Origin of the sequence: Paenibacillus xylanexedens (assembly GCF_001908275.1) — a bacterium.
GTDB classification, from domain to species: Bacteria; Bacillota; Bacilli; order Paenibacillales; family Paenibacillaceae; genus Paenibacillus; species Paenibacillus xylanexedens_A.
Window position 1 is genome coordinate 1,883,473 of sequence record NZ_CP018620.1, and the last position, 21,081, is coordinate 1,904,553.

General features: G+C 46.8%; 15 protein-coding genes. 12 read left to right on the plus strand and 3 right to left on the minus strand.

What is annotated here, in order from left to right:
- Window positions 1–44: 44 nt before the first annotated feature.
- The 10 genes from BS614_RS08310 (at window position 45) to BS614_RS08355 (ending at window position 14,116) form a co-directional block, all read left to right on the plus strand.
- The gene (locus BS614_RS08310; RefSeq protein ID WP_036672660.1) at window positions 45–638 is read left to right on the plus strand and encodes an ECF transporter S component; all 594 of its coding nucleotides are present in this window, start codon (window positions 45–47) and stop codon (window positions 636–638) included.
- Window positions 639–2,210: an ABC transporter ATP-binding protein gene (locus BS614_RS08315; protein WP_074093624.1), complete on the plus strand. Its 1,572-nt coding sequence runs from the start codon at window positions 639–641 to the stop codon at window positions 2,208–2,210. It begins immediately after the preceding gene.
- Entirely contained in the window at window positions 2,185–2,979 is a 795-nt protein-coding gene (locus BS614_RS08320; RefSeq protein ID WP_074093625.1) for an energy-coupling factor transporter transmembrane component T family protein, read from the plus strand. The genes BS614_RS08315 and BS614_RS08320 overlap by 26 nt, the downstream gene beginning before the upstream one ends.
- 101 nt (window positions 2,980–3,080) lie before the next feature.
- The gene (locus tag BS614_RS08325) at window positions 3,081–5,384 is read left to right on the plus strand and encodes an outer membrane protein assembly factor BamB family protein (protein WP_074093626.1); all 2,304 of its coding nucleotides are present in this window, start codon (window positions 3,081–3,083) and stop codon (window positions 5,382–5,384) included.
- Window positions 5,385–5,515: 131 nt separating this feature from the next.
- Complete coding sequence (locus BS614_RS08330) at window positions 5,516–6,325, plus strand: methionine ABC transporter ATP-binding protein (RefSeq protein ID WP_053061448.1); 810 nt, start codon at window positions 5,516–5,518, stop codon at window positions 6,323–6,325.
- On the plus strand, window positions 6,322–6,993 hold the full coding sequence (locus BS614_RS08335) for a methionine ABC transporter permease (RefSeq protein ID WP_047841707.1): 672 nt from the start codon (window positions 6,322–6,324) through the stop codon (window positions 6,991–6,993). Before BS614_RS08330 ends, BS614_RS08335 begins: the two co-directional genes overlap by 4 nt.
- Window positions 6,994–7,057: 64 nt before the next feature.
- Entirely contained in the window at window positions 7,058–7,897 is an 840-nt protein-coding gene (locus BS614_RS08340; protein ID WP_074093627.1) for a MetQ/NlpA family ABC transporter substrate-binding protein, read from the plus strand.
- Window positions 7,898–8,322: 425 nt separating this feature from the next.
- Window positions 8,323–10,320, plus strand: a complete 1,998-nt coding sequence (locus BS614_RS08345) for a methyl-accepting chemotaxis protein (protein ID WP_074093628.1) — start codon at window positions 8,323–8,325, stop codon at window positions 10,318–10,320.
- Between the two features lie 69 nt (window positions 10,321–10,389).
- A complete protein-coding gene (locus BS614_RS08350) occupies window positions 10,390–10,695 on the plus strand; it encodes a PAS domain-containing protein (protein WP_036672654.1) in 306 nt (101 codons plus the stop codon).
- 178 nt (window positions 10,696–10,873) lie between these two features.
- Window positions 10,874–14,116, plus strand: coding sequence for a hybrid sensor histidine kinase/response regulator (locus BS614_RS08355; RefSeq protein WP_074093629.1), 3,243 nt, complete (start codon window positions 10,874–10,876; stop codon window positions 14,114–14,116).
- A 21-nt stretch (window positions 14,117–14,137) separates the two neighbouring features.
- Here BS614_RS08355 and BS614_RS08360 read toward each other — a convergent pair whose 3' ends face one another.
- Both BS614_RS08360 and BS614_RS08365 read right to left on the minus strand, forming a co-directional pair.
- Window positions 14,138–14,812: a response regulator transcription factor gene (locus BS614_RS08360; protein WP_074093630.1), complete on the minus strand. Its 675-nt coding sequence runs from the start codon at window positions 14,810–14,812 to the stop codon at window positions 14,138–14,140.
- 137 nt (window positions 14,813–14,949) lie between these two features.
- Complete coding sequence (locus BS614_RS08365; RefSeq protein ID WP_074093631.1) at window positions 14,950–15,813, minus strand: helix-turn-helix transcriptional regulator; 864 nt, start codon at window positions 15,811–15,813, stop codon at window positions 14,950–14,952.
- Window positions 15,814–15,951: 138 nt separating this feature from the next.
- On the opposite strand from BS614_RS08365, the gene fabF reads away from it, so the two are divergent.
- Window positions 15,952–17,190, plus strand: a complete 1,239-nt coding sequence (fabF, locus tag BS614_RS08370; RefSeq protein WP_074093632.1) for a beta-ketoacyl-ACP synthase II — start codon at window positions 15,952–15,954, stop codon at window positions 17,188–17,190.
- A 118-nt stretch (window positions 17,191–17,308) separates the two neighbouring features.
- Here the strand turns inward: fabF and BS614_RS08375 are convergent, their stop codons facing one another.
- Window positions 17,309–18,538 (minus strand): nitrate/nitrite transporter, encoded by a 1,230-nt coding sequence (locus tag BS614_RS08375; protein ID WP_047844097.1) that lies wholly within the window; start codon window positions 18,536–18,538, stop codon window positions 17,309–17,311.
- 424 nt (window positions 18,539–18,962) lie between these two features.
- Here BS614_RS08375 and nirB point away from each other — a divergent pair, with 424 nt between their 5' ends.
- Window positions 18,963–21,062 carry a nitrite reductase large subunit NirB gene (gene nirB / locus BS614_RS08380; RefSeq protein ID WP_074093633.1) on the plus strand — a complete coding sequence of 700 codons (2,100 nt, stop codon included), beginning with the start codon at window positions 18,963–18,965 and terminating at the stop codon, window positions 21,060–21,062.
- Window positions 21,063–21,081 lie beyond the last annotated feature (19 nt).

Consider the following 21,081-nt stretch of genomic DNA (forward strand, 5'->3'; position numbering starts at 1 on the left):
ACTTTTATAACCCCCACAGGGAACAAAGGAAGGACGTAGAGAACATGGCAACAACAGCAGGCAACAAGCGATTGAAACTAACGGATATTCTGGTAACCATCGTGATCGCAGTAGTGTTTGGGGTGATTTACAAGATATGGGGACCTACATATGACTTAATGAAACCATTTGGCGTTCATGCGGAGCAGATGATCTACGGTATGTGGTTTATGGCGGGCACGTTTGCTTTTGTTATCATTCGTAAACCAGGCGTGGCTATTCTTGCCGAAGTTGCGGCTTCAACGGTAAGTGCTTTTCTGGGTAGTGAATGGGGCATGTCCACACTTGTATACGGTCTGTTGCAAGGATTGGGAGCAGAGATATTCTTCGCCGCATTTTTGTATCGCAAAACCAATCTGTTTGTCACCTGTCTTGCAGCCATAGGAGCTGCAGCAGCTTCGCTTTTGTTGGATTACCAGTACGGGTATATTGATTCACTCTCGGCGTGGAATTATACGTTATTTATCGGATTCCGCTTCATCGGAAGCATTTTGATTGCAGGAGTGTTCGCTTATTATCTCGCCAAAGCATTGGAACTGACCGGTGTAACACGCTCACTCAGACCGGTATCGAAACAGGATTATGAGGCGCTGGATTAGATGAGCGGAGAGGGGAATTCGCAAGCGGTAAGTGTGACAAATCTAAGATGCAAGTTCCCGGGAGAGAAAGCCTTGGTATTTCAAGGCTTGTCTCTTTCTGTGCGTCAAGGAGAGAAAGTGCTGTTGCTTGGCCCGAGTGGCTCCGGTAAATCGACGTTATTGCAAATTTTGAGCGGTTTAATTCCACGTTCGGTAGAGATTCCGATGAAATGTGATGATATTCAGGTTCCCGCCCAAGCAGGAGTGGTCTTTCAAGATCCGGATACCCATTTCTGTATGTCCTTTACGGATGAAGAGATCGCATTTGTGCTGGAAAACCGAAATATTCCGCGTGAAGAGATGCCTGCTCTGATTGAATATTATCTGAAACAAGTGGGGTTATCCTTTGAACAGAATCGTGTATTGATCCAGTCCATGTCTCAGGGGATGAAGCAGCGTCTTGCGATTGCTTCGATGCTTGCCATGGATTCGGAGGTATTGTTTTTGGATGAACCCACTGCACTGCTGGATGATGAGGGGACTTCCCAGGTGTGGGATACCGTCAAACGAATCGCCAGTGACAAAACGATCATCATCGTTGAACACAAAATAAACGAGATTGTGGATATGGTCGACCGCATCATTGTGTTATCACCTGAAGGAAAGATTGTGGCGGATGGGCCAGCACAGCAGGTATTTACGGATGAACGGGGCAAGCTGAAGGCTTATGGAATCTGGTATCCAGGCATATGGGAGGAGCAAGAGCAGGCAGCTAAGCAAGAAGAGGGAAGTGCTTCTGGAGAGCTTCAAGTGTGTGTGGATCACGGCATCTCAAGTTTGGAAGCACAGCAATCGTCTGGCTTATCCGATACACCGGGTATATCCCCCATATCTCACGACTCATCCTTTTCGCCTGTATCACCCGCCTATCTGCCTGCACTGGACTTGCAACAGTTCACCGGATGGCGTGGGAAAACACCTTTCATTCAGGTGGAGCAGGCCAAGGTATGGCATGGAGACTGGATTGGTATTGTCGGAGCTAATGGAGCTGGCAAGAGTTCATTGTTGTTATCTCTGATGAATATCCTGAAAACAACAGGTCATTATGAGGTGGACGGTCAGCCTTCTGGCAAAACAGAGCAGCTTGCAGATCGAATTGCGTTTGTATTTCAGAACCCGGAGTTTCAATTTGTGACCAACACGGTCGCGGAAGAAGTAGAATTCTCATTGCTGGGGGGCAGGCTGACAACGGAAGAAAGACTTGTCAGGACTGATCATATGTTGAATCAATTTGGGCTAATAGACCTCTCCGAGCGCCATCCCTACCAATTATCGATGGGGCAGAAACGACGCTTGAGCGTTGCCTCTGCACTGGTGAGAGAGCAGCGAATACTGCTGTTGGATGAACCTACTTTTGGACAGGATGCCCGCAATACGTTTGCCATGTTAGCACAGCTGGAGCAATTGCGGAGAGAGGGAACAGCCATTGTTATGGTTACCCATGATCGTGAAATTGTAAAAAGATATTGCACCCGAATCTGGACGGTAGATGAGGGGAGGTTATCTGATGCAACTGTCGTTTCCTCACCGTGAAACCTGGCTTCATAACGTCAATCCGGGATTAAAGATGATCATTCTGTCGATGATGTTTGTCATCGTTATCCTCATTCACAATCTGAATGTAATGACCAACGTTGCGTTGGCGATGATGCTGTTACTGTGCTGGACAGGTCATCCATGGTATAGATTGATGCTGTACGCATCACCATTCATTCTGGTGTTTATCTCGACGTCTACAGGTATGATGATGTTTGGTAAGGGCGAGACCACATGGTATAAGTGGGGACTGATCCACATAACCGAAGAGAGTTTCTATCGCGGTCTACACTTGGGTTTTCGCTCGTTGAGCATGGCAGCGGCTGGCCTGCTGTTCGGACTGACAACGAAGCCGGTAAGGCTGTTTTATTCACTGATGCAGCAATGGCGGCTTCCTGCAAAATATGCCTATAGCTTTTTGGCCGCGATGCGCATGATCCCCATTTTGCTGGATGAATTCCAGACGCTCCGTTATGCGATTCGTATTCGTGGAACACAGCAACGCGGCTCTCGCTGGAATGTGTATCGTACACTCAAGCGTTACGCTATTCCGCTGCTGGCACAGAGCATTCGCCGTGCACAGCGAATGGCGGTAGCGATGGAAGCGAAAGGGTTTACGGATGGCGCGAGCCGAACGTATTACACTCAGATTGGCTATTCCCGAGCTGATCTGTGGTTTGTATTTTATTATATGCTCACCTTAACCGCTGCTTATTACATTGGGGTCACCTTTCCTTATCATGCTACGATGGTGGATGTAAGGTAATACGGGCAGATAGATAGAAATATATTGAGGTAAACGGTAACTTTTTCCTTTTTTCTGCGTCTCTATTGGAAATAACTTCTAATGGATGGGGATGAACGAGAGTGAAGACGGGTCTTGACTGGCAGAGAACGGGGTACAAATGGATTACCATGACTGGATTATCAGCTATGCTGTTGACGGGATGGATGCTGCTGGATTCCAAAATGGTCGCCCTTGAAGGACAAGCTTCGGCTACAACGCCACAAGCATTGGGGGCAAGTTCCCAAGTCTTAACTGCAAAGTTAGCTTACAAAAAAGGAGACACCGTTACGCTTATTAATGACATCCCTCTGTTCAAAAACAGAAGGGACGGCAGTGTGGCTGCTGACCAGATGGGGATTGAATACTATACAACAAAAAACGAAAAGTATACGTTGGCCTCGGTTCGAGGCGAGTGGGTGCAGCTTAAGTCAACCGATCATGGAAACTTTTGGCTGCCAAGTTGGTATGCACTGAAGGAGAGTAGAAGCATGACGGAAACAGCTCCCCAAAGCTTCACACTCCAATCCGGCAGCAAGCTGTATCTGGCTCCAGATAGTTCTACAACCTGGTCTTTTGAGAAAGCGCTAACAGATAAGGCTGTTATTGTTGCAAAGTGGAAGGGATGGTATGGGGTCTCCATTGCCCCACGAGTCTGGAATAAAGAATCCTTCACGTATCGGCCAGGACTCTTCTGGATCAAGGCACAGGCTATAGAACAGCGGATGAATGTGGCGGATGGCTGGTTCCAACAGCATGCATCGCTGCCAACTTCGGTTATACGCCATCTGACAGATATTAAGCTGAACAAGGCAACCACCTCCAAACAAGTGGCTGGGTGGTTAGGCGAGCCGGATTGGAAAGAGAGTTCAAGCAATCTAAATTTCACGGGTTATTCAATGAGTATTGGACAGACCTGGAGATATGAGCGGGAAGATGCGCAATTTCTGGTCACATTCAACAAGAATGGCAGACTGGTCAGAACACGCTGGAATTTAGCACAGGATAATCGAAATGCTGTTGTTTCCGATTGGAACATCAGTCGGGCGGATGAATATGGGTTCACAACAAAAATCTATGGCACAACACTGCCAACGACAATCCCTTGGAAACCGGTATGGACCAACCAGGGGGATATTAACTACACTTTTTTACAAGTAGCCACGGATGATGTGCTCCTGATGAAAGGGGATGACGGCGGATTTAGCGGGGATTACTACGAAGGTTCCATATATGCTCTTGACCGACATTCGGGCCAGAAATTATGGGGGATTAATGGGGGCTTTGGAAGACAGCAGGCAGAGGTGGATGCAGAGCGCAAATACGTTACAATCTACACCGATTATGACCCTGATAAGAAAAAATACGTGGATCGTATTCGTCATCTGAACTTGAAGAACGGAAAGGTCATGTGGACGTACACTCCTAAGCAAAATTTTAGACTAAATGGCATCACCGCTGCGAAGAACGTTGTGGTTGTGGATAACCCGGTTGTTGAGAGCTCAAGCAACAGTTGGTTAACGGTTCTGGACAGTGCAAACGGAAAAACATTGTGGACGCGAAAACTGGCTACAGGTTATGAATTATTAAACAAGAGTGCAGATGACCCCTATGTGTTGTATTGGGAAAAGAATAAGCTGATTGCAGCCGATCCGCAATCAGGGCGAACCGTATGGAGCTTAAAGGGCAAACGATCCACCATAGAACAATTTTGGAATGATCCATATTTTGGTGGAATTGAACGTCTTGATCCCTTTGCAACCAGGAATGCTGAAAGATGGCTATCACTAGATAATCAGTGGCTTTTGCTTGATCTGAACACGGGGAAAAAGCTTGCCCAATTTCCTGCTCGGGTAGGACAGAGATTTGAGGAGCTGAATGATGGCATGCTGTTGATCCGTGAGAACAAGAATGGCAATCATTACGGCGAATATGAAGATTTTACAACCATCCTGTATGATGCCAAGACAGGCAAAACACGCTGGACGCTCAAGGGCAAGATTGAACGAGGACTGGTGGAAGAGGATCAGTTGTATGTGATTAAGAATGGCTACCCGGCGGCTGTGGATTATAATACGGGGGAGACGCGCTGGGATGCCAAAGATACGATTGCAACACTAAGGCATCCGACGAATCAGGGAAGTTATCTGGTCATTGATGATCAGTTGCTGCTGCCCATGGACGAGAATTTGCTCGTAATGAACAAAAAGAATGGAGCACTGTTAGGTCGTGTACATGATGTTGTGATGGGAAACCCGGAGCACCGGGACCGGGATGCGAAGAATGGAATGATTAACCGAATTGGCAATGAAGTGTACGTGGGTTCGTCCAACGGACGTTTTCGTGTATATGAAGCCAGCCGCCTTCAGGAGGCAATCTCACCTTAAAAGCTTGTCTCGTAAGGGATGTTGATTTATTATAAATGAACAGGCTTGCTCGCGCTCCGGTTATCGGCTGTGCGGGCTTTCTTCATGTGTTCTTGAAGAACCATGCATGATCATTCACGGGAGGACTCTCCATGATCTCATTATATGGTGTAAGCAAACGTTATAACGAGCGCGGTTCCCGTGCAGATCAGGGATTCGAAGCATTAAGCTCGGTGTCCCTCGAAGTGGGACAAGGAGAAATACATGGCATCATCGGATCAAGTGGTGCAGGCAAATCCACGCTTCTGCGGATGCTCAACGGATTGGAAAAGCCTGATGATGGTGAAGTTGTTGTGAATGGGCAGCACTTGACCCAGATGAATGAACAGAGTCTGCGTCAGGCACGAAGATCCATTGGCATGATCTTTCAACACTTCAATCTGGTCAGTAACCGAACGGTGAGTGGCAATGTCTGCATGCCATTGGAGCTTGCGGGTATGCCCCGTGCGCAGCGAGTTGAACGTGGACTTGAGGTGCTACGGTTTGTTGGACTGGAAGACAAGGCGGGTCAATATCCTGCTCAGCTTAGCGGAGGACAGAAGCAGCGTGTGGCCATTGCACGAGCGCTGGCTAGTCGTCCGGATGTGCTGCTCTGTGATGAACCGACCTCTTCGCTTGATCCACAGACCACGAACGGTATTCTGGATGTGCTGCGACATATCAATGAAACGCTGGGCGTGACCATTGTTGTAGTAACGCATGAGATGGAAGTGGCTCGCAGACTATGTCACAGGATATCCGTCATGAAGGATGGGCGACTCGTTCGTACGTTGTCTAAAGCGGAAGTGAGCAGTATCCCTGCTCCGCAGCCTGATCTGCTGACCTCCTTGCTTGCGGGTGACGAATACGGGATGACAGGTTCGTCTTTGTTCCGTCAGGCAGAACAGGAGGACAAGTCATGAGGTTACCTGAGTCTGTGCTGAAGTATCAGCATGAGATATGGCAGGCGATCGGAGAGACTTTTGTCATGGTGGGCATCTCCATTGCGGCAGCTGTTCTGATCGGGTTACCTCTGGGTACTTTGCTGTACTTATTCCGGAGAGGACAACGGTATCAGAATCAAACGCTGTCCTTTGTACTCGGCAGTGTCGTCAACATCGTTCGTTCGTTTCCATTCTTACTGCTGGTTGTATTCATGATTCCATTCACACGGATTGTTGTGGGAACCTCCATCGGTACGCTGGCGGCAACCGTGCCACTCTCGGTCATTGCAATTGCCTACTACGCCAGACTGGTGGAACAAGCGTTGCTGGATGTACCGAGGGGAGTAGTTGAAGCTGCTGCTTCCATGGGGGCATCAACGATGCAACTTGTGGTGAAATTTTTGTACGTGGAGGCACGATCTGGTCTTGTACTGGGACTCACGACAGCTACGATTAGCTTCATCTCTTACTCGACGGTGATGGGTATTGTAGGTGGCGGCGGGGTTGGTGACTTTGCCATTCGCTACGGTTATCAGCGCTTCGAAACGGAGATTATGGTATTTACGATCATCATTATGATTATCCTGGTACAGATGATCCAATTCACAGGTAGCAGACTGTCCCACTGGCTGGATCGCAGATCCTGAACGGTTGGACCGTGCATTATTAAGAATAACCAATACAGATTATACGATGAGGGGTAGACATGAAATGAAAGTGAAAATGATGCTTATGTTGCTTGCAGTAATGCTGGTTGTAGCTGCTTGTGGCAAAAAAGAAGAAACACCTGCGGCTGAAGGAACAAAAGAAGATACACAAGCTGCACAAGAAGTTACGCTGAAAGTAGCCACGTTGATTCCACCGATGACAGATGTACTGGATATTGTTAAACCGCTATTGAAGGAAGATGGCGTCAACCTGGAAGTTGTTGTACTGTCCGATAACGTTCAACCAAATACGGCACTCGCGAATAAGGAAGTGGATGCAAACTTCTTCCAACACGTGCCTTACATGACCCAGTATAATGAAGCGAACAATGCCAATCTGGTGGCTGTACAGCCTATCTATAATGCCATCTATGGCGGCTACTCCAAAAAGTACAAAACGATTGAGGAATTGCCAGAAGGTGCAACGATTGCAATTGCAAACGATCCTTCCAACATTGGTCGCTCTCTTGTGATGCTGGAGCAAAACGGGTTGATTAAGCTGAAAGAGGGCGTAGGTTTTAACGCCACACAGGCAGACATCACCCAGAATACAAAGAACTTCAAGTTTGAGGAAGTGGACTTGTTGATGCTGGCTCGTATGATGGATGATGCTGATCTGGTAGCCATGACTCCGGCATATGCCAGTCCGCTCGGTCTTACACCGAAAAAGGATGCACTGTTAACCGAGAAGGATGATTCCCATTTTGCAATCACCATGGTTGCTCGTGAGGATAATAAGGATTCCGAAGCGATCCAGAAGCTGGCTAAACGCATGGCGGGTCCAGAGGTCAAAGCCTTCTTCGAAGAGAAATATGCAGATATCGCGATCCCGGCATTTAAATAGAGAATACGTTGGTCCAATGTAAATAACCTTTAGATCTGAGCGATAACGCTTGGATCTTTTTTTTGTCATCCGCGTGCTTATTAACAAGTATTTAAAAATTTAACAATTTGGTCATATCCCCGGAACACTTTATTTAATAGTTTTTTCGTATAATTTGTTTGAAAATAGTTCTTTTGGATTATAAATGAAGAGATTTGTTCGAGTTTTTTTAGTGTAAAGAGTGTTTTTCACAAGAAGTGAGACCTAGTTTTTTGAAAAGATGGTTTACAATCTATGAGAGCTTTACAAGAGCTATATAAGTTGTATGAATCATTCAGCGATTGGAAGGTTGTTCTGTCATCGGAGTGGCAAGTGTAAATAATCACTAGTTCAACTTATAAGTAGATCAAGTAAAACTAAAATTTATCTGGAAGAGGTAGAGAAATTTGTCCCGAAAAAATAGCAAATCGAATTGGTTCAACAAGATCCATAATAATTTTAAGACGAAACTGGTGGTGTCTTTTATTGCTTTCTTGGCCATTCCATCGTTCAGTATTGGAGTTTTGTCTTATAACAGTGCGAAGAATGAAGTTGAGAAGCAAATTCTACATAGTGCAATGGAAAACGTGAACCTTGCCAGTGCGACCATCGATCTTTCGATTAATGCCAAGCGCGACCACATTGAATATTATGCGAATACACTCGCCGAGGAATTACGTCAAGAAGATGCCGAGGTTCGGGTTGTGAACGAATTGAAGGGGTATGCCGCACAGAACAAAGATATCATCACCATAGGTGTAGGCACAGAGGCAGGTGTGTATCTAATGTCCTCTGATGCGGAGATGCCTGAAGATTACGATCCGCGAACAAGACCATGGTATACAGAAGCGATGATTACTCCACAGCAAGTCATTGTTACAGACCCTTATATTTCTGCCGAGACAAAAGATATCACCATTACGATTGCAAAGGCACTGGAAGACCAATCTGGAGTAGTCCAGCTGGATCTGAATCTGTCGAATATCAGTACCTTGGTAAGTGGAATTAACGTGGGAGAACAGGGATATCTGATCCTATTGGATGCCAGCGAAAAGTATATCTACCATCCCACGATGGAACCCGGAACAGATGCAACAGAGGATTTTTGGAAACCGGTGTATGCGAATGAATCCGGTAATTTCAACTATACCTTTGATCAGGTTGATAAGGTCATGTATTACGCCACGAATGAATCAACGGGATGGAAGGTCGCAGGCACCATGTTTTCTTCTGAAGTAGAGGATGCCGCTGCGCCTATTCTGAATCGAACGATTATGGTCATTGTTTCTTTTCTAGTCATCGGGATTTTGATCATCTGGCTGGTGATGCGATCCATTGTTAAACCGATTCGTCAGTTGAAGGTTCAGGCGATTCAGGTGAGTGAAGGGGATCTAACCCAGACCATTACAAGCACAAGTAATGATGAAATAGGTGAACTGAGTGAGGCTTTTGGCAAAATGCAGAGCAATCTGCGTGTGTTGATTCAAAATGTGGAGAACAGCGCCAGTCAGGTAGTCATCTCATCGGATGAAATGACTCAGAGTGCGGAATCAACCAGTGCAGCCAGTGAGCAGGTAGCGCGAGCCATTCAGGAAATTGCGAGTGGTGCGGAGAAACAGACCGAAGGTATTGAACATAACCATCAGGCCATGAATGAAATTACGATTGGTATTACAAGAATCGCCGAACGTTCCATACATGTCGCTGATTTGGCGAAACATACAACCGTGCAAGCAGAAGAAGGTGGCAACACCGTCAAGCAGACGGTGAGTCAGATGCAATCGATTCAAGAGACGGTAGAACAGACAAACCAATTGATTCAGGCGTTATATGAACGATCACATCAAATATCAGCGATCACGGAGTTAATCGGAAATATAGCCAAACAGACAAACCTACTCGCGCTGAACGCATCCATTGAAGCTGCTCGTGCAGGTACACATGGCAATGGATTCGCCGTTGTAGCAGCAGAGGTTCGCAAGTTGGCAGAGCAATCCGGGCAGTCCGTCAATGAAATCACCGTGCTGACTACGGCGGTTCAGGAAGATATGGCTGCTTCCGTTCGCATGATGGAGAAGGTGACTTCAGAGGTTGGAGAGGGCATGGACATCTCTACAGAAGCGATTCGGAAGTTTGAACGTATTCTGGATAGCATGCGGGAAACGACACCTCAAATTGAAGAGATTGCTGCCACGTCGCAAGAGATCACAGCAGGTGTGCAGGAAGTATCTGCTGTATCCAATGAGTTGGCAGGCATTGCGTCAGGCAACGCCGCAACTTCCGAAGAAGTGGCCGCTTCCTCAGAGGAGCAACTGGCGGCGATGGAGCAGATTTCTTCCTCGGCTCGTGGCTTGTCTACCCTGGCTGAAGAGCTGCAGCGCCTGATTAGACAGTTTAAGTATTAAACGGGATCGTAGAAGAGAGTATCACAGGGACAGCATCACATCATGTTTCATTAGAGGGAGTGGACAACCATGCAACTGGAACTCAAAGCCTTCTTACTGCTAACGGATGCGGTCATGATTACAGATGAGGAGGGTGTGATTCTGGATGTGAATTCCGTTTATGTAACCAAAACAGGATTCTCACGGGAGAGCACCATAGGTCAGCCTGCCCGATTGCTAATGGATACCCACTGGAGAGGAAATCAGACCTGGTCCGGCGTTGCCAAACTGATGAAGGCTGATCAGGAAGTGTGGGAAGCCCAAGTTACGATTACATCGGTTCATTTGGATGATTCTCTTTTTTATATCAGCATATTTAATGATGAATTTTCATGAAAAAAAACGTTGTTTGGTGATAAGGGGATGTTAGCTGAAAGTAGTAATTATTTTCAAAAAAATGGTCAATATCGTCAATTGAATAAGGGAGCACGGCATACTATGATTTGTGTACTGAGGAACTGCGACCATGAATCTGACAACATTCATTGAATGCATGAAATCCTGAAGTCGTAATGTGGACGGTGACCATTTGCTACGCGATCTTGTATTAAATTTCACGCTAATTTTGATCTTTGTTTTCCTAATTCATCACTATTTGAACCATACAAATGCTACCCGTTCAACATCCATCACGACTCGGATCATTATTGGTATTACGCTGAGCATGTTGGGCACTGCGCTCTATTATTTCTCTATTGTGCTTGAGGATGGTACATTGTTGAATTTCCGGGCCATTGTGTATCTGCTTGCTGCTTATTTTGGTGGGAGTGGCTCTGCATTCGTTACTTTCGCATTCATGTGGATGTTTCGGATTAATATGGGGCGTAATCCCTTGTTGGAGAACTGGCAGTATGCGTTGACAGAGTTGTTATTTGTTGTAGCCATATGTCTGATCTTTAAGTATATCAGGGGTTTTATACAGAAGTGGTTGACCGGAGCGTTGCTGTTGATTACCGTGTATGAGTTTTCTGCACTAAAGACAAATTCCCCTTCTCTGCTAATGATGGGGCAGATTCTCTTTTTTCAATGTATCTGCCTGCTGTCCGTTATATTATTCCTGTATTATCTGAACCAAAATCATCGATATAGGAGATTGGTCATTCAGAGGGATCAGGAAATGCTAGAGATGCTTCGTATGCAGCCGGGTTTTACTTTTAAAATCCGAAAACAGAACGGAAAATTCGAGTATCTTTTGCTTGAGGGAGAGATGCTCTCCCGACTGGGCTTGGATATGAGTAGTCTGAAGCAAGATTACAAACTGGGCACATTGGATATTTTACCTCAGGAAAAGGTAGAATTTCTGCGAAAGCAGTTTAACCGGGCATGGGAAGGGGAATCTTTTTTTTACGAGATTGAGCATGGAGGTTACTATTCGTTGGTGAACGTTCGCCCTCTGCGAGAAGAGGGTGTGGTGAAATATGTGGTGGGATATGGACTTGATATTACGGAACACAGAGCGGTTAAACGAAGGATTCAAGAAAGTGAAGAGCGATATCGAACACTTGAGCGAGTGTCGGCAGGCTGGTTTGTCGGTTTGGATAGCAACAGATGTATTGTGTCAGTGAATCAAAAATTTCTGGATGTTCTCGGTCTCGGCAGGCAGGAAGTGATTGGGCGTCAGCTTGAAGAATTGTTGTTCATTGAGCAGCTGGAGAACTGGTTGTTCGTTTTCCAAAAAGCCTTACATCACAATATAGCACAGGATACGGAATTGAGTTTCATTGTTGGAGAAGGTCATGAGCAGCATGTTCGGGTTCACCTATCCCCTGTTAAAGTATTAAACTCGAGTGAAAAAATCAAGGCAGTCATTCATGACATTTCGGATCACTATAGACGTGTTAAGGCCGACAAAGCAAGCCAGGCGAAGAGTGAGTTTCTCGCATTCATGAGCCACGAGATTCGTACCCCACTGAGCGGTATTATCAACTTTTCGTTGTTGCTTCAACGAACAGATCTATCTCCACAACAAAAGGATTATTTGAGTAAAATCAACGCGTCCTCCCAAACCTTGCTTGCCCTCGTAAATGATATTCTTGATTTTTCGAAAATTGAGGCAGGCAAGCTGATTTTGGAGAAGGTCTCTTTTTCACCAGAGGATGTGATCAAACGTGTGGCAGATCAGATCGGTGTGGCCATCGGGCACAAAGATATCGAAGTAATCTTTACAACCGATCCAGATCTGCCATTAACGGTGATTGGTGATCCGTTCCGACTTGAACAGGTGTTATTGAATCTGCTCAGTAATGCGATTAAATTTACGGAGCATGGATATGTAACGTTGCAGGCAGAGGTTCTTTCATTGGAGGCGGAGCGAGTTCATGTCCGTTTTGAGGTAGAGGACACGGGAATCGGAATGTCACTCGAACAATTGGAACGACTCTTTGTCCCGTTTACTCAAGCGGAACCCTCGACGTATCGAACATACGGTGGCTCTGGTCTTGGGCTGGTCATCTGTTACCTTCTGGTCACCTCTTTGGGAGGAAGCTTGCGGGTGGATAGTGTGCTGGGAGAGTACAGTCTGTTTTCATTCGACTTGATATTTGAACTTGCAGATTCGGAAGAAGAAGAGAGTTTCTCCCTGCAGACACACCCTCTCCTATATGGTGCGAATGATGTGGTTATCATTGAAGATGATGAACGGATGGGCGCAAATCTGAAGCAACTGCTCTATTCATTCGGGATGAATCCGACGCTGTATACTTCCTTGAACCATATGATGGAAAGTGATTGGTATGTCCATCATGTAGATGGGGCAAGTTCGATGTTGATCATGTTGGATATGGATGCAGAGGAGACCGTCAACGGATCGTCATGGGATAGTTTCATGAAGCGAATGAATCAAACCAAATTTCAAATGGTGGGTTATACCCATGCTTTTAGTGAAAATGCCCTGTGGAGTGAGGAGAGATCCTTTCGCCCCGATCTCTTGATGATCAAACCGATTACACGTCTGGGATTGTTCGAAGTATTACTTGCACTTCAGGGTGAAGGGCCATTGGAGAAAAACCGGATGATAGAAGGTGATGAATCCTACTTGCTTAAATCCAAAGGGCACATTCTGATCGCTGAAGATCATGAAATCAATCAACTGGCCATTCGGGCCCTGCTGGAACATAACGGATTCAAGGTGACGCTGGCAGACAGTGGCACAGAGGTTTTGAAGAAATTGGACGAACAAACATGGGAACTGATTCTGATGGATCTCTATATGCCAGATATGAATGGAATTGATGCAGCAAGGCACATTCGCAAGATGAGGAAATATGATCGTACACCTATTATCGCGCTTACAGCGAATAGTTTAAAAAGGGACCATGAATTATATCTTGAAGCAGGCATGAATGCCATACTGACTAAGCCCATACATGAACAACAGCTCGCAGACATTTTGGAAATATGGATTGATCTAAAAGGCATAAGAGAGATCAATGGAATTGATGCAGATAAGGCGATCAGACAGATGGACGGCAAGCCGCATATTCTGCAATATGCGCTCACGAAATTCAGAATGGGGTATGGCTCGTTTCAGAAAAAACTGGCGATTCAACATCAGCAACAGCAGATTGCAGATGTCATTCGTAGTGTTCATTCTCTTCGAGGCGTAGCTGCGAATCTGCATGCAGTGGACCTGATGTGTGCAGTTCTCCAATTGGAATCGCTCTTGTTCCGTCCGGTGTTCAAAGAAGAGGAACTGCGTTTGGCATTGGAGAAGGTACAACAGGAAATTGATAAAATTACCGAGTCCCTGCCATGGTGATCTGAATAAAGCTGTGTTGTTTTAAGGTGTGAACTTATATCCGACCCCCCAGATGGTTTGAATGTATTGGGGGTTTTTTGGATTGACCTCAATTTTTTTGCGGAGTTTGGTAATGTGCACATCGATGGTGCGATCATTAATGTAGGCATCAATACCACGAATGGCTTCGATCAGGGCATACCGACTGTAGACTTTGCCAGGATTGAGAATAAACAGCTTCATGATCTCAAATTCGGAAAATGTCATCTCCACGCGCTGGTTATTCAACAGAACGGTTCTTCGCGCTAGGTCGAGAGATATTCCGGTTTCCTGTTCAGTGACAACAGAGCTGTTTAATATGGAGTAACGACGCAATACGGCCTCAATACGTGCCTTCAGCTCCTGCATGCTGAAAGGCTTACATACATAGTCATCAGCCCCATCTGTTAATGATCGAATCCGCTCAGAAACCTCGGTTAAGGAAGAGATGACAATGATGGGGATTGCCGTATGTTGGCGCATGAGAGAACTAGGATTCTTATTACCCGAATCAGGGAGCATCAAGTCAAGAAGCAGGATATCAGGCCGCGCTTGAAGCTGTAGAAGACCATCTCTTGCGTTATCGACACGGATAACATCATACCCTTCACCTTGCAAATACAAGGATAATGTATCGCCTAACATGTTGTCGTCCTCTATGATAAGCACTTTCGTCATGATATTCCTTTCTGAACCCCCCCCTTCTTGAAGAAGGACTAAGATCCATGAATTACTTAATATACCTGATATTTAAAACATGCAACATGAGGAAGTCAAGACTCTAACATGACTCCAAGAAGGTGAGAGACTCCGATTTAATGCTTGCCAAGATGTGGATCAGCTTCACGCTCGATCAGGCGCATCAGTTTGCGCTCGGTAGCGCTCTCTGGCGCAGGGGTGTAGACACTGCAACGAAGATCGGAACTACCCTGAACCTGCAAGGAAGTCAGATCAAACAACATTTTGCCTGCTTTGGAATGCCTGAATTCGATTAAAACGTCCGGGGCACTACTGACGCTGCTTTGTTTCCAAAGGGTATGAAAATCGGGATGTCTGTTCATCATGTCATCCAAAAATAAATTATACCATTCATCATCAACATACTGGCCATAGTAAGCACGAAAAATTGCCAGAAATCCGCTAACAAAATCCTCCCAGTTCACCGCGAGCCTGCGAAACTCCTTTCGATCAAATAACAGACTGATCATATTCCGCTGTTCGGGGGCGATCTGTTCAAAATCCATAAAAACATGCCGGGCTGCATCATTCCAGCCGACAATGTAACAACGCCGATCCGAGATCACGGTAGGGCAGTGATGAAGTTCTTGCAAAATTTTCTGCAAGGAAGGGTGAAGTTGAACCGGTTCTTCTTCCAGTGTGGGCAGCTCCGTATGATGGTCCATGGCGAGGGAAAATAGATACTTTCGTTCATCTGCAGTAAGCCTTAGTGCTGAAGCAATGTTATCCAACACGGAATGGGATACCTGAATATCCCGACCTTGTTCAAGCCAGGTATACCATGTTGTACTCACTCCTGCCAGTTGGGAAACCTCTTCTCTTCTCAGCCCAGGCGTTCTTCTCCGACTTCCAGTGGGTAAACCGACCGATTCGGGAGAAATTTTGGAACGCTGTGTTTTCAGAAAAGTGGACAATGCCTGCAACCTGACATCGTAGTTCAATCCATCACCTTCAATCCTCGTTATCATGGTAGTCATTATACTATTATAATTGACAACTTGTAATAGGATATTCAAAAGTGCACTATTAGTGGCAGAGCGTAAGAGTAAGGTAGACAACAGCGCTGAAGGAGGATGGACATGGAACGAGTCGTGATTACAGGTATGGGAGTCATCTCTCCTTTGGGAAATGATGTACATACATTCTGGAATGGATTAATTGAGGGTAGATCAGGTGTATCACCTATAGAACATTTTGATACAGCTTCGTACAAAACCAGAATCGCAGGAGTGGTCCGTGATTTTGATGGTGAAGAGCGTTTTGGACGCAAGGAAGCAAGACGTATGGATCGATTCGTTCAATTCGCTGTTGCTGCTGCGGATCAGGCTGTATCACAATCGGGTCTTGTGATGGATGAACTGGACCGTGAACGGGTAGGTGTATATATTGGTTCAGGCATAGGGGGCATCCAGACACTGATGGAACAAGGCAAGGTCCTGTCAGAACGGGGACCTGCGCGAGTCAGCCCAACACTGGTACCCATGATGATCTCCAATATGGCTGCGGCTATGGTCAGTATGAGGTTTGGTTGCTGGGGACCGACATTATCGCCAGTAACAGCTTGTTCCATTGGCAATACAGCCATTGGAGAGGCTTTCCGGTTAATTCGTCATGGCGGAGCCGATGTCATTATTGCTGGCGGGACAGAAGCGGCTGTAACGGAAGTGTCACTGGCAAGCTTTGGTAATGCGACAGCGTTGTCTACACGAAATGAAGCGTTCCAAGCAGCCAGCCGTCCATTTGATGCAGGGAGAGACGGTTTTGTCATGGCGGAGGGTGCTGGAATTCTGGTTGTGGAATCACTGTCTCATGCTCTAGCAAGAGGGGCGAATATTCTTGCCGAAGTGATTGGATATGGTGCCAGTTCAGATGCGTATCATATGGTAGCTACCCACCCGGAAGGACGGGGTGCATATCTGGCGATGAAAGCATCACTGAAAGAAGCTCAGATTGGACCTGAGGACATTGATGTGATTAACGCTCATGCCACCAGTACGGAGGCAGGTGATCTGTCTGAGACAAGAGCGATTAAGCAACTTTTCGGTAAAGGTGCCTATGATATTCCGGTTACGGCGAATAAGTCCATGACGGGACATATGCTTGGTGCAGCAGGTGGTGCGGAGGCGATTTCACTTATTCAAAGTCTGCGGCATGGCATCATTCCTCCAACCATCAATCAGGAGCAGAGGGACCCCGAATGTGATCTGGATTATGTACCAAACGAGGCAAGAAAAGCGGATTTGCGGATTGGGATGTCTAATTCCTTTGGTTTTGGCGGTCATAATGCGGTTATTGTTCTTCAAAAATATTCATCTTAAGCAGAAAGAAAGCCGTAAGCAAAGAACAGCGCTGCCTGATGGGGCTACGCTGTTCTTTGCTTACTTATGGATCACTCGTAAACACTGTACCTTGGTTAATGCCGAGTGGTTGTACGCCTCAGGAAGAGAGGGATGTCGATTCCGCCATGCCTTTGTTACCTCGGCTCAACCAGCTCACACGCCAGCGGGATTGCATGAAGAGAACCAGGAACAGGGAAGCTGCTGCAATCAGGCTAAGAATGACAAAACCTGGCGTATAGGATTGATAGCTACTATACAGTTGACCGAGAATCAGCGGCAGTGCATACCCGCCCAATCCGCCAGCGGCACCCACAATACCTGTCATCAGGCCAATCTCATTGCCGAAACGTTGGGGAACCAGTTGGAACACGGAGCCATTTCCGGCTCCCAGACACATCATACCGAGGAACAGCATGACTACTACCACAGGAAGCGGTGGCATGAAGGATACTCCGATCAACATGATGCAGGCTCCAGTGTACAGGAAAGTCAGCATGCGGGTTCCGCCAATTTTGTCCGCCAGATAACCCCCTACAGGCCGGAAGAAACTGCCTGCGATTACACAGAAGGTGGTAATGTCAGCGGCACGAACTGGAGAGAGCCCATACTGGGTGTTGAAGAAGATGGTGAGATAGTTACATAATCCAACGAAGCCACCAAAGGTCACACAATAGAAGGCACAGAATACCCAAGCATCTTTTTGTTTAAGCAGACTTCCATATTGGGACAATTTCTTGGGTTCAGGCCGGTTAGGGCTATTCTTGGCAAAGATAGAAAAGAGGATGAATACAATAACGATCGGTATAATAGCAAGTCCGAACACAACTTCCCAGCTGCCAAAATGCGTAGCCAAGCGATTGGCAAACAACGTCGCGAGTACGGTTCCGCTGTTACCCGCCCCGGCAATACCCATGGCCAGACCCTGATGCTCCTTGCCATACCATTGGCCTGCCAGAGGTAGCGCAGCAGCAAAGGAGGCGCCTGCAACACCAAGCAAGAGTGCCACCACGTACAGTTGGCTTAAAGAGTCGACCCATAACCAGCCGAGTAACAAAGGAACTAAGGTGACGAGCATCCCGATCTGTGCGGTCAGTTTCGGACCAATATAATCAGACATGAAGCCAAGCACAAGGCGCAGGATGGAACCGCCGAGAATAGGCAATGCGACCAGATTGGCCTTTTCCAGCGGAGTCATCGGATAGTCCAATGCAATGACCACTGCGAGTGGACCCAGCATCCCCCATATCATAAAACTGATGTCAAAATACATAAACGCCCCGAAGAGGGTGGGCTTATGCCCGCTTTTCCAAAAACTTTTGCTCTCCATCATCCATCATCGCTCCTCATCCAATTGAGATCTTCGTGATTTGTCTATGTGCGTGTTGAGGCAGAAAAAGGCCGCAAATCGTCCAGATCTGAACGATTTGCGGCCCCGTTGCCGACAGGCGGTACACGTCATTGTGTTCCCGCATCTGAGTTGATCACAGCACTGTGATTTTGATTCAAATTATAATCAAGAGAAAATATATATGTCAACAAAAATTACATTGAATTTTGAATAATTCATTTTTTAATTGCTATTCACATTTTAATGTTAATTTAGTTGACATTAGATTGAGATTCCCTTAATCTGAATCTAATATGAATCCACACAAAGGCGTGTGGATTCCGGAGGCAACGGTGCCCTTTTCCAAATCATGGAGAAGGGATTTTTCTGTTTATTTTCAGGTGAGAGAGATAGGGGGCAGCCCATGAGTAGAAGCAAACTGGTGATTATCGGGAATGGCATGGCTGGAGTGAAGTGTGTCGAAGAGATTATCGCACTGGAGCCTGATACGTATGAGATTGTAATCTACGGCAATGAACCCCGTCCCAATTACAATCGGATCATGTTATCGAAAGTATTGCAGGGGGAGCATTCGTTACAGGATATCATTATCAATGATTGGACTTGGTATGCCGAGCATCATATACGGCTATGTATAGGTGAAACGGTACACCGCATTGATACCCGTGGAAAATATATAGAGACAGAATCCGGACTAAAAGAAACCTATGATGTCCTGATTCTGGCGACAGGGTCTTCACCTTTTATCCCACCGATTCCGGGAATGGATAAAGAGCGGGTCATGTCCTTCCGAACAATTGACGATTGTACGCGCATGTCTGATTATTCCAAAACCTATCGCAAGGCCGCAGTCATTGGTGGTGGATTGCTTGGGCTGGAGGCTGCACGTGGGTTGCTGCATCTGGGCATGGAAGCTGTGGTGGTCCATAACGCACCTTACATTATGAACCGGCAGTTGGATGAGAAGGCTGCCGCGATGCTTCAACAGGAACTTGAAGGGCAGGGTATGTCCTTTCTTTTGGCCAAAAATACGCAGAAAATTACCGGGCGATCACAGGTTCAGGGCCTTCAGTTCACAGATGGTTCCAAGCTTGAAGCTCAGGTTGTCATTGTGGCTGTAGGAATTCGACCAAATGTGGATCTGGCCAGACGAAGCGGAATCGCCACCAATCGGGCAATTATGGTAGATGACTATATGCGCACCAATGTATCGGATATCTACGCAGTTGGGGAATGTGCTGAACATCGGGGAATTAGTTATGGTCTGGTGGCCCCCTTATACGAGCAAGGAAAAGTACTCGCACGTACACTCTGTGGACAGGAAACTTCTGAATATAAGGGTTCAATTCCTTATTCACAACTGAAGGTATCGGGGGTTGATGTTTTCTCGGCGGGTGAGATCAGTGGGGAAGGCATGCAGACCGCCATTCAACATCTGGATGGCATTCAAGGCACATATAAAAAAGTGCTGATGCAGGCTGGCAAAGTGCGTGGAGCCATTTTATTTGGAGATACAACCGAAGGAACGGCATTGCTTGGACTGGTGCAACGAGGTGCGGATGTGGCGGAATTGGCTCCGAACCCGGCTGAGATGGCTGCTGCGGCATTACCGGCTCAGGAGACCGTATGTGCCTGCAACAATGTCACCAAGGCGGCCATTATGAAAGCTATTCAGGAACAGGGTCTCGAGACGGCAGATCAGGTGAAGGAGCAGACTAAAGCGTCGGGTTCATGCGGTGGCTGTCGTCCGATGGTGGTTGCTCTATTGAAACATACGCATAACCTGAAAAATAACGGGGGTACTGGTGTGGTAGCCATACCGGATAAACCTGCTCCAATGCCTGTGTGCAGTTGTACGGATCTTGGGCATGCAGAGTTGAAGGGAATACTGGCTGACATCAATGTTCTGGAGACAGGGCTACCAGACATATCTTTGATCTTGCAGAAGCTGGGTTGGGGTTCGGAGCTTGGTTGCTCGGTATGTCGTCCCGTAATTCATTATTACTTACAGGTATCCGGTGGAACGATGGTTGTTCGAGAGATCGAAGCTCACTCAGAGGTTCAGGTGCGCTGGGATGATCAGATCCCGCTTTCATCCTATGCAATAGATGCCAAGGGGTTGGCTGCACAACTTCGTGAGAGTTGGATCGGCGCTGCGATGCCGTCGCCGGTGAATATGGGAGTTGCACCAGGGCCGGGGTCATTGGTGAGCGCACTGGTGCAGGATATTGGCTTGCTGGCTTCACCAGCTGGATGGGAGATCTACGCAGGCGGTCATGCAGAGCATCCGGTCAAACAAGGTGGCTTGATTGGGGTGGCTGAAACAGAGGTGCAAGCGGCCACACTCGCATCAGCCTGTCTTCAATGGTATCGCCAAACCGCTTGGTATGATGAGCCGTTATGGGCATGGACGGAACGATTGGGATTCATGTCGATTCGGGAAACGCTGCTGGATGACCAGTTACAGAAGGAACTTGCAGCTACACTTCAAGCTGATATATAGATGAAAGGCGGGGATGGAA